Origin of the sequence: Microbacterium resistens NBRC 103078 (assembly GCF_001552355.1) — a bacterium.
GTDB lineage: Bacteria > Actinomycetota > Actinomycetes > Actinomycetales > Microbacteriaceae > Microbacterium > Microbacterium resistens.
Genome location: NZ_BCRA01000003.1, coordinates 40,589 through 47,925 on the forward strand (window position 1 = coordinate 40,589; position 7,337 = coordinate 47,925).

Annotated in this window: 8 protein-coding genes, 1 tRNA gene and 1 pseudogene; 5 read left to right on the top strand and 5 right to left on the bottom strand. The window is 73.5% G+C overall.

The features are described from left to right. The first annotated feature begins 11 nt into the window (after positions 1–11). Complete coding sequence (locus MR1_RS00580; RefSeq protein ID WP_067242351.1) at positions 12–863, top strand: alpha/beta fold hydrolase; 852 nt, start codon at positions 12–14, stop codon at positions 861–863. Between the two features lie 121 nt (positions 864–984). Here MR1_RS00580 and MR1_RS00585 read toward each other — a convergent pair. Continuing rightward, positions 985–1,072 (bottom strand) — tRNA-Ser (locus MR1_RS00585). Positions 1,073–1,205: 133 nt separating this feature from the next. Between MR1_RS00585 and MR1_RS00590 the strand changes: the two genes are divergently transcribed. Together MR1_RS00590 and MR1_RS00595 are read left to right on the top strand one after the other, a co-directional pair. Then, entirely contained in the window at positions 1,206–1,994 is a 789-nt protein-coding gene (locus MR1_RS00590; protein ID WP_067242355.1) for a tyrosine-protein phosphatase, read from the top strand. Between the two features lie 40 nt (positions 1,995–2,034). Next, on the top strand, positions 2,035–3,354 hold the full coding sequence (locus tag MR1_RS00595; RefSeq protein ID WP_067242358.1) for an LssY C-terminal domain-containing protein: 1,320 nt from the start codon (positions 2,035–2,037) through the stop codon (positions 3,352–3,354). 12 nt (positions 3,355–3,366) lie between these two features. On the opposite strand, the gene moaC is transcribed toward MR1_RS00595, so the two are convergent. Then, positions 3,367–3,843: a cyclic pyranopterin monophosphate synthase MoaC gene (gene moaC / locus MR1_RS00600; RefSeq protein ID WP_067242360.1), complete on the bottom strand. Its 477-nt coding sequence runs from the start codon at positions 3,841–3,843 to the stop codon at positions 3,367–3,369. A gap of 54 nt (positions 3,844–3,897) precedes the next feature. Next, on the bottom strand, positions 3,898–4,146 hold the full coding sequence (locus tag MR1_RS00605; RefSeq protein ID WP_067242365.1) for a MoaD/ThiS family protein: 249 nt from the start codon (positions 4,144–4,146) through the stop codon (positions 3,898–3,900). 89 nt (positions 4,147–4,235) lie between these two features. Here MR1_RS00605 and MR1_RS00610 point away from each other — a divergent pair, with 89 nt between their 5' ends. Both MR1_RS00610 and MR1_RS00615 read left to right on the top strand, forming a co-directional pair. Beyond that, complete coding sequence (locus tag MR1_RS00610) at positions 4,236–5,426, top strand: ThiF family adenylyltransferase (RefSeq protein ID WP_084344249.1); 1,191 nt, start codon at positions 4,236–4,238, stop codon at positions 5,424–5,426. Beyond that, a complete protein-coding gene (locus MR1_RS00615; protein WP_067242367.1) occupies positions 5,423–5,836 on the top strand; it encodes a molybdenum cofactor biosynthesis protein MoaE in 414 nt (137 codons plus the stop codon). Before MR1_RS00610 ends, MR1_RS00615 begins: the two co-directional genes overlap by 4 nt. A 29-nt stretch (positions 5,837–5,865) precedes the next feature. Here the strand turns inward: MR1_RS00615 and moaA are convergent, their stop codons facing one another. Together moaA and MR1_RS19955 are read right to left on the bottom strand one after the other, a co-directional pair. Continuing rightward, positions 5,866–6,963 carry a GTP 3',8-cyclase MoaA gene (gene moaA / locus MR1_RS00620; RefSeq protein WP_067242370.1) on the bottom strand — a complete coding sequence of 366 codons (1,098 nt, stop codon included), beginning with the start codon at positions 6,961–6,963 and terminating at the stop codon, positions 5,866–5,868. Between the two features lie 37 nt (positions 6,964–7,000). Next, positions 7,001–7,337: pseudogene (locus MR1_RS19955) on the bottom strand (hypothetical protein); the annotation flags it as partial.

Here is a 7,337-nt window from a genome sequence, read left to right on the forward strand (position 1 = left end):
AGGGTGCGGTCATGGTCGTCACGATCCCGTCGCTGCCCGATCCGGTCCTCGTCGAGCTCGACGGCGCGACGATCGCGACGTACCGCCTGGGCGACGGCCCGGTGTCCGACACGGTCGTGTTCTGCCACGGCACGCCGTGGTCGGCCCGGGTCTGGGCGGCGGCGGCCATCGACATCGCGCGGCACCGGCCGGTCCTGCTCTGGGACATGCCCGGATACGGCCGGTCGACGAAGGATCCCTCCGTTCCGCTGGGTCTCGGGACGCAGGGCGCCCGGCTCGCCGCGCTCCTGGACCGCTTCGGACTCGCGCGACCGCACGTGGTCGCCCATGACGTCGGGGGAGCGGTGGCGCTCGGCGCTCACCTGCGGCAGGGCAGGGACTACGCGAGCCTCGCGCTCTGGGACGTGGTGACCCTCGATCCGTGGGGCTCCCCGTTCTTCCGGCTGGTCGCCGAGCACGCGGACGTCTTCGCCGCTCTGCCGCCGCGGCTGCACGCCGCGCTGGTGACGGAGTACATCGCGGGCGCCGGGAACGGGACGCTGCCTGCCGCCGCGCTCGCCGTCCTCCGCGAGCCGTGGACGGATGCCGAGGGCCAGTCGGGGTTCTACCGACAGATCGCCGCGCTCCGCCCGGCCGATACGAGGCCGCTCGTCGAACGTCTCGCGGACATCCGCTGCCCGGTCACGATCGGGTGGGGCGGGGAGGACCCGTGGATCCCGGTGGAGCAGGCGCACCGGCTCCGCGCGGCGATCCCAGGGGCGTCGGAACCCCTGATCCTCGACGGCGTCGGCCACCTCGCCCCCGTGGAGGCCGCGGATCGGGTCGCCGACGCGATCCGCGACGGGCTCGCCGTGACCGGATGAGCGGACAGCGCGGCGGTGACGGAGGGACTCCGATGCTCGCCTTCGGCGTGCTTCTCCCCGAATCCCGCAGTGCCCGGGGAGACGTAGAAGGGGCCCCGCTTCGCGAGGCCCCTTCTACGTCTGGCGGTGACGGAGGGATTCGAACCCTCGGTTGCTTGCACAACACACGCTTTCCAAGCGTGCTCCTTCGGCCGCTCGGACACGTCACCAGGAAGGAACAACCTGACCATCTTATCCGATCGGGAGTGGTCGCGATGACGCGGGCGCCGGCGGGCGGCGGTCGCTACGCTCGGGGGAGCGGCGTCGCGTCCGCGTCGCCCGCCGCCGAGCCGAGGAGTGCCCATGTCGTCGTCCGCCGCCCCGCTCATCGACGGAACGTACAACTCCCGCGACACCGGCGGCACCCCGCTGCGCTCGGGCGGCGAGACCCGGTCGGGCGTGCTCTACCGATCCGACGCGCTGTCCTCCCTGACGGACGCGGGGCGGGACGACCTCGCGGCGACGGGTGTCGGCACGATCGTCGACTTCCGCACAGAGGCCGAGCGCGGCGACGCGCCGAACCTGCTGCCCGAGAGCCCGGCGCTGCGCACCGTCACGCTGTCGATCCTCGAGGGGGCCATGTCGATGCCGGCCGGCGCCGGGGCGGCGCTCGCCGATCCCGCGGCACTTCGGGCTCTGCTGGAGCGGATCCCGACGCTGGACCGGCTCTACGTCGGGATGCTGGAGAGCGGGGCGGCCTCCTTCGCCGAGGTCGCTCGGATCGTCGCCCGCTCCGCCGACGAGCGCTCCGGCGTCCTCATCCACTGCACCGCGGGCAAGGACCGCACCGGGGTCGCGACCGCGCTCCTGCTGGACGCCGTCGGAGCCGAGCGCGACGCCGTGGTGGCCGACTACGCCGTCAGCGCGTCGAACCTCGCCGGCCCCTGGGCCGAGCGGATGCTCGCACGCGCGGAGTCGTGGGGCGTTCCGCGCGTGCCGCAGATCGAAGCGCTCGTGACCGCGACGCCCCCGGCGGCGATCGAGGCCGCGCTCGCGTGGACCGACGAGCGCGGCGGCGCCGCCGCGTATCTGCGGGCCGGCGGGCTGGAGGACGCCGACCTGGCGCTCCTGCGCGAGCGCCTGGCGGGCTGAGCCGAGCGGCACGGCGACGGGAACCACCGGGGAGAGGCGGATGAGCGCGACGGACGACCACCACACGCGCCGCCGGTGGGCGGTGCAGATGCAGCAGCCGCTGCCTCCGGCGACGGTGTTCGATCGCGTCGCGTTCCTGATCGGCACCGCCTCCGCCGTGTGGCTCGCCGTCGTGATCGCGGTGCAGGGGTTCCGGACGCCCTGGGCGTGGCTGCTCTTCATCCCGGTCTGGGCGATCCTCGCGTATCTCGCCCTTCCCCGGCTCCACCGCATGCTGTCGGACCTGTACGTCCCGGACTACTTCTTCGGCCGGACCCGGACGGCCGACGGCCTGCTCGGGGATCCGGTGAACCTCGGCGCGGACGGTTCGGCCGCGCAGCTCGACGCGGCGATGTCCGCGGCCGGCTGGCACCGCGCCGACGAGATCACGGCCGCCTCGACCTGGGGGATCATCGCCTCCACGCTCACCCGGCGCAGTTATCCGACCGCGCCGGTCTCACCGCTCATGCTCTTCGGTCGCCGCCACGACGTGGCGTACCAGCAGGAGGTGGCCGGCAACCCCAAGCAGCGCCACCACGTCCGGTTCTGGCACACCCCGGAGGGGTGGCTGCTGCCCGGCGGGGCCCGCACGGACTGGCTGGGGGCCGGGACCTACGACACGGACGTCGGGCTGTCGTTCTTCACGCTCCAGGTCACCCATCGCATCGATGAGAACACCGACGTCGAGCGCGATCACGTCGTGTCCTCGCTGCAGGAGGCCGACCCGGCGGTGCGGGTGCGGCTGCTGCACGACTTCACCACGGGCTATCACGCCCGCAACGGCGGAGGAGACCGCTTCGTCACGGACGGGAACCTCCCGATCGTGGACCTGACCGGGGTCGCCGCCCCGACCCCGCCCGCGGACGCCCCGCGTCCCGCGCACGAGACCCCTACGCCGGAGGACGTCGTCCGTCGCATGCCGCTGGCGGTGGCAGCCGGCGCCGTGATCGTGATGGTGCTCGGCGTGATCCAGCTTCTGACGATCCTGCTCGACCCGGACCTGTGGGAGGCGCTCGCCGGATCCCCGGGAGACGTCCGTGTCGTCACGGCGGGGATCGTGCTCGTTCTGGCCGGGATCGTCGCGGCCCAGGTGGTCATGGCGGTGCTCGTGCTGCGGCGGGGACGACGGGCGCGGGCGGTCCTCATCGTGCTGCTCACGCTCGGGATCCTCACCGTCGCGATCGACTATCTCGACGGTTCGATGGTCCCGGGGCTCGACGGCACCCTCCTCATCGCCACGCTGCAGTGCGTCGCGCTGCTGGCGCTGTCGTCGGACTCGGCGGGGGCGTGGGTGCGCCGCACGCGCCGCCGGGCACGATGAGCGGGGCTCGGCTCACTCGGCCTCGCGGGTCCAGTCGCCGCTCTTGCCGCCGGACTTCGCGAGGACGCACACGTCGGTGATGACGGCGCGGTTGTCGACGGCCTTGATCATGTCGTAGAGGGTGAGCGCAGCGACGCTCGCCGCCGTGAGCGCCTCCATCTCCACGCCGGTGACCCCGGTGGTGACGGCGGTCGCGACGATCCGCACGCGGTCGCCGCTCGGCTCGAGGTCGACGGCGAGCTTGGTCAGCGGGAGCGGGTGGCACAGCGGGATCAGCGCGGAGGTCTGCTTCGCGCCCATGATCCCTGCCAGCCGCGCGGTGCCGAGCGCCTCGCCCTTCGGCAGCGAGCCGTCGGCGATCTTCGCCACGACCTCCTCGGTGGTGACCAGCACGGCCTGGGCGCGGGCCTCGCGACGCGTGACGGCCTTGTCGGTCACGTCGACCATGTGCGCGGATCCGTCCTCGCGCAGGTGGGTCAGCTCGCTCATGGGGTCTCCGCTCGTGTCGTCGCCCGGCGTCGGGGCGGGGGTGCCGTCGTGGCGTCATCCTCCGGCGAAAGGGGGCAGGATGTCGACGGTACCGTGTGCGGGGTGGTCCAAGCGACGGCGGACGACGCCGTCGACGAGGAACGAACCGGATCGCAGGACGGCGCCCATGGCGTCGCCGTAGCGCTCCAGGAGCACGTCGCGCAGGGCGGCGAGCGTCGGCTGCTCCGGCAGCGCGATGTCCTCCTGCTCCCGGCCCGCGGCCTCGGCAGCCGCCGCGAAGTACCGGACCGTCACGTTCACCATTCCCCCATCCTACCCCGCACGTGGAAACTTATGTTCGCATGGCGGAAGAACTCTGCCGCAGAGTGGAGAAGCCCGCGTAGACTTCGGGCATGCTCCCGCTCGTCGAGCCGGGTCCTGCCCTGGACCCCGCGCGCATCACCCGCTACAGCCGTCAGCTGATGCTCCCCGGGTTCGGGGAGGACGCGCAACGTCGGCTGCGGGCCGCGCGCGTCCTCGTCATCGGGGCCGGCGGACTCGGGAGCGCCGTCGTGCCCATGCTGGCCGCGGCCGGGGTCGGCACGATCGGCGTCGTGGACGACGACGTCGTCGAGTTGTCGAACCTCCACCGCCAGCTCAGTCACGGCGTGGCGGATCTCGGGCGCGCCAAGGTCGACTCGCTCGCCGACGCGGTGCGGGCCATCGATCCGGACACCGTCGTGCACGCTCACCGCGAGCGGCTCGGAGCGCACAACCTCCCCGCCCTCCTCGAGGACTACGACCTGCTCGTGGACGGCAGCGACAACTTCCCGACGCGCTTCCTCGCCAACGACGCGGCGGATCTCGCGGGCAAGCCGCTGGTGTGGGGCGCCATCCTGCGATTCCACGGCCAGGTCGGCATCGCGTGGCGCGGCCACGGCCCGACCTACCGCGATCTCTTCCCGGAACCGCCCTCCGGCGACGAGGCGCTGTCCTGCGAGCTCGGCGGCGTCCTCCCGACGCTGTGCCCGGCGATCGGCTCCCTCCTGGCGACGGAGGCGATCAAGCTGGTGACGGGGATCGGGGAGCCGCTGCTCGGGCGTGTGCTCGTGTACGACGCGCTCACCGCGCGCACCCGGGAGATCGCCTACCGTGCGGACGAGGACGCGCCTCGGATCACGGCTCTCGAGCCGGAGTCGCCGGCCGGCGAGCGCGATGAGCGCGACGCCGTCTCCGCGGCCGAGGTGCTGCGCGCGATCCGCGCCGGAGAGCCCGTGCGGCTCGTGGACGTCCGGGAGCCCGACGAGACCGCGCTGCGCCGGATCCCCGGAGCCCGCCTGCTGCCGCTGGGTCGCCTCGACGCGGGCGAGGATCCGGAGGGACCCGCGCCCGTCGTGGTCTACTGCGAGCGCGATCCACGGTCCCGTCGTGCCGTGCGGACGCTGCGGGAGCGCGGGATCGATGCCCGCTATCTCGCCGGGGGGATCCGCGCGTTCGTCGCGATCGGCGGCGAGGTGGAGGCCGGGCAGGGCGGCGCCGATCCGGCTCCGCCCGCGGTCGAGGACGTCGCGGGGGCCGCGGCCGGAGAAGGGGTTCGAGCATGACCGAGACAGCGCCGGCGATCGCCGAGGGGCCGATCGACGAGGCCGCGGTGGACGCCGCCGTGGGCTCGGACGCGCACGGCGCGATCGTGACGTTCCGCGGGGTCGTCCGCGATCACGACGGCGGCCGCCCGGTGCGCGCGCTCGACTACCGCGCGCATCCCGAGGCGGCCCGCTTCCTCACGGAGATCGTCGAGCGGGTCGCCGCCGAGACGGGCCTGCGGGTCGCGGCGACGCATCGCGTGGGCGATCTCCGGATCGGGGATGTCGCCCTGTACGCCGCCGCGTCCGCCGGGCACCGCGCCGAGGCCTTCGCCGCGTGCGAGCGGCTCGTCGAGGAGATCAAGCGCGGGGTCCCCATCTGGAAGCGCCAGCACTACGACGACGGCGTCTCGGAGTGGGTGGGGCTCTGAGCCCGCTCGAGAGCCGATGAGGACCGGGATCAGCCGCCGATGTAGCTCATCTCGATCCGCTGGCGGGCGGCGCGCAGCTCCGGCGTGAGGCTGGAGCGGATATCCGAGTAGCGGTCGTCACGCGCGCCCCAGATCCCGGCCATCGCCGCCGACAGCCGCTCGTCGTCGGCCCCGCCCCGCAGCAGGGCGCGCAGGTCGTGCCCCTCGTCGGCGAACAGGCATGTGTAGAGCTTGCCGTCCGTGGAGATCCTGGCCCGGTTGCACGTCCCGCAGAAGGCCTGCGTGACCGACGAGATCACGCCGATCTCGCCCTCTCCGTCCCGGTAGCGCCAGCGTTGGGCGGTCTCGCCCGGGGCCGTCGCCTCCGCCGGCTCCAGCGGGAAGACCGCCGAGATGCGGTCCACGACCTCGGCGGACGGAACGACGGCGTCGAGGGACCAGCCGTTGGAGGTGCCGACGTCCATGAACTCGATGAACCGCAGCGTGCACCGGGTCCCCTTGAAGCGGGCCGCCATGTCCACGATCTCGCCGTCGTTCAGGCCGCGCTTGACCACCATGTTCAGCTTGACGGTCGGGAATCCGGCGGACAGGGCCGCGTCGATCCCGTCCAGGACCCTGGCGACGGGGAAGCGGACGTCGTTGATCTCCTGGAACAGCGCGTCGTCGAGCGAGTCCAGGGACACCGTCACGCGGTCGAGACCCGCTTCGCGCAGCGCCGCGGCCTTCACGGGCAGGGCGGAGCCGTTCGTCGTGAGCGCGATCTCCGGCCCGTCGCCCTCGGGCGTGCGCAGCGCCGCGAGGCGGGCCACGAGCTCCTCGATGCCCTTGCGCAGCAGCGGCTCGCCGCCGGTGAGGCGGAGCTTGCGGACCCCGTGGGCGACGGCGATCCGCGCGATCCGCTCGATCTCGTCGAAGGTCAGCAGCTCGTCGCGGTCCAGGAACGCGTAGTCACGCCCGAACACGGTCTTCGGCATGCAGTAGCCGCAGCGGAAGTTGCAGCGGTCGGTGACGGAGATCCGCAGATCCCGCATCGGGCGGTCGAGACGGTCTGCGAGCAGGCCGGTCGACGGCAGCCGCCGCGCGCCCACGCCGCCCTCTGCGGTGCGGGGAATCGGTGGGATCGTCATCGTCCACCCCCTTACGAGTCGATAACCGTACCACCGCTCAGGCGGAGGAGCGCACGGAGACGTCGGTCTCGGCGATCGTGAACCCCAGCCGCAGGCCGGGCCGGAGCCCGAGCGTCGCGGCGGCGGGGGCCGGGCAGTCGACGGCGATGTCGGGGTGCTCCGCGGTGCGGATCCGGACGCCGCCCGGAACGGGTTCGAGGAGCGCAGCGGTGCCGGCCCAGGCGTTCGGCCGCGCCTCCTCCGCGGCGTCGCCCCCCGCGCGGACCCGGACCGCGGACGGCGCGAACACGGCGGACGCGGGCGCGCCGTCGATCACAGACCGCCCGTCGGAGAGCACGATCGGCGCCCCGTCCGTGCCCCGCGCCAGGACGCCG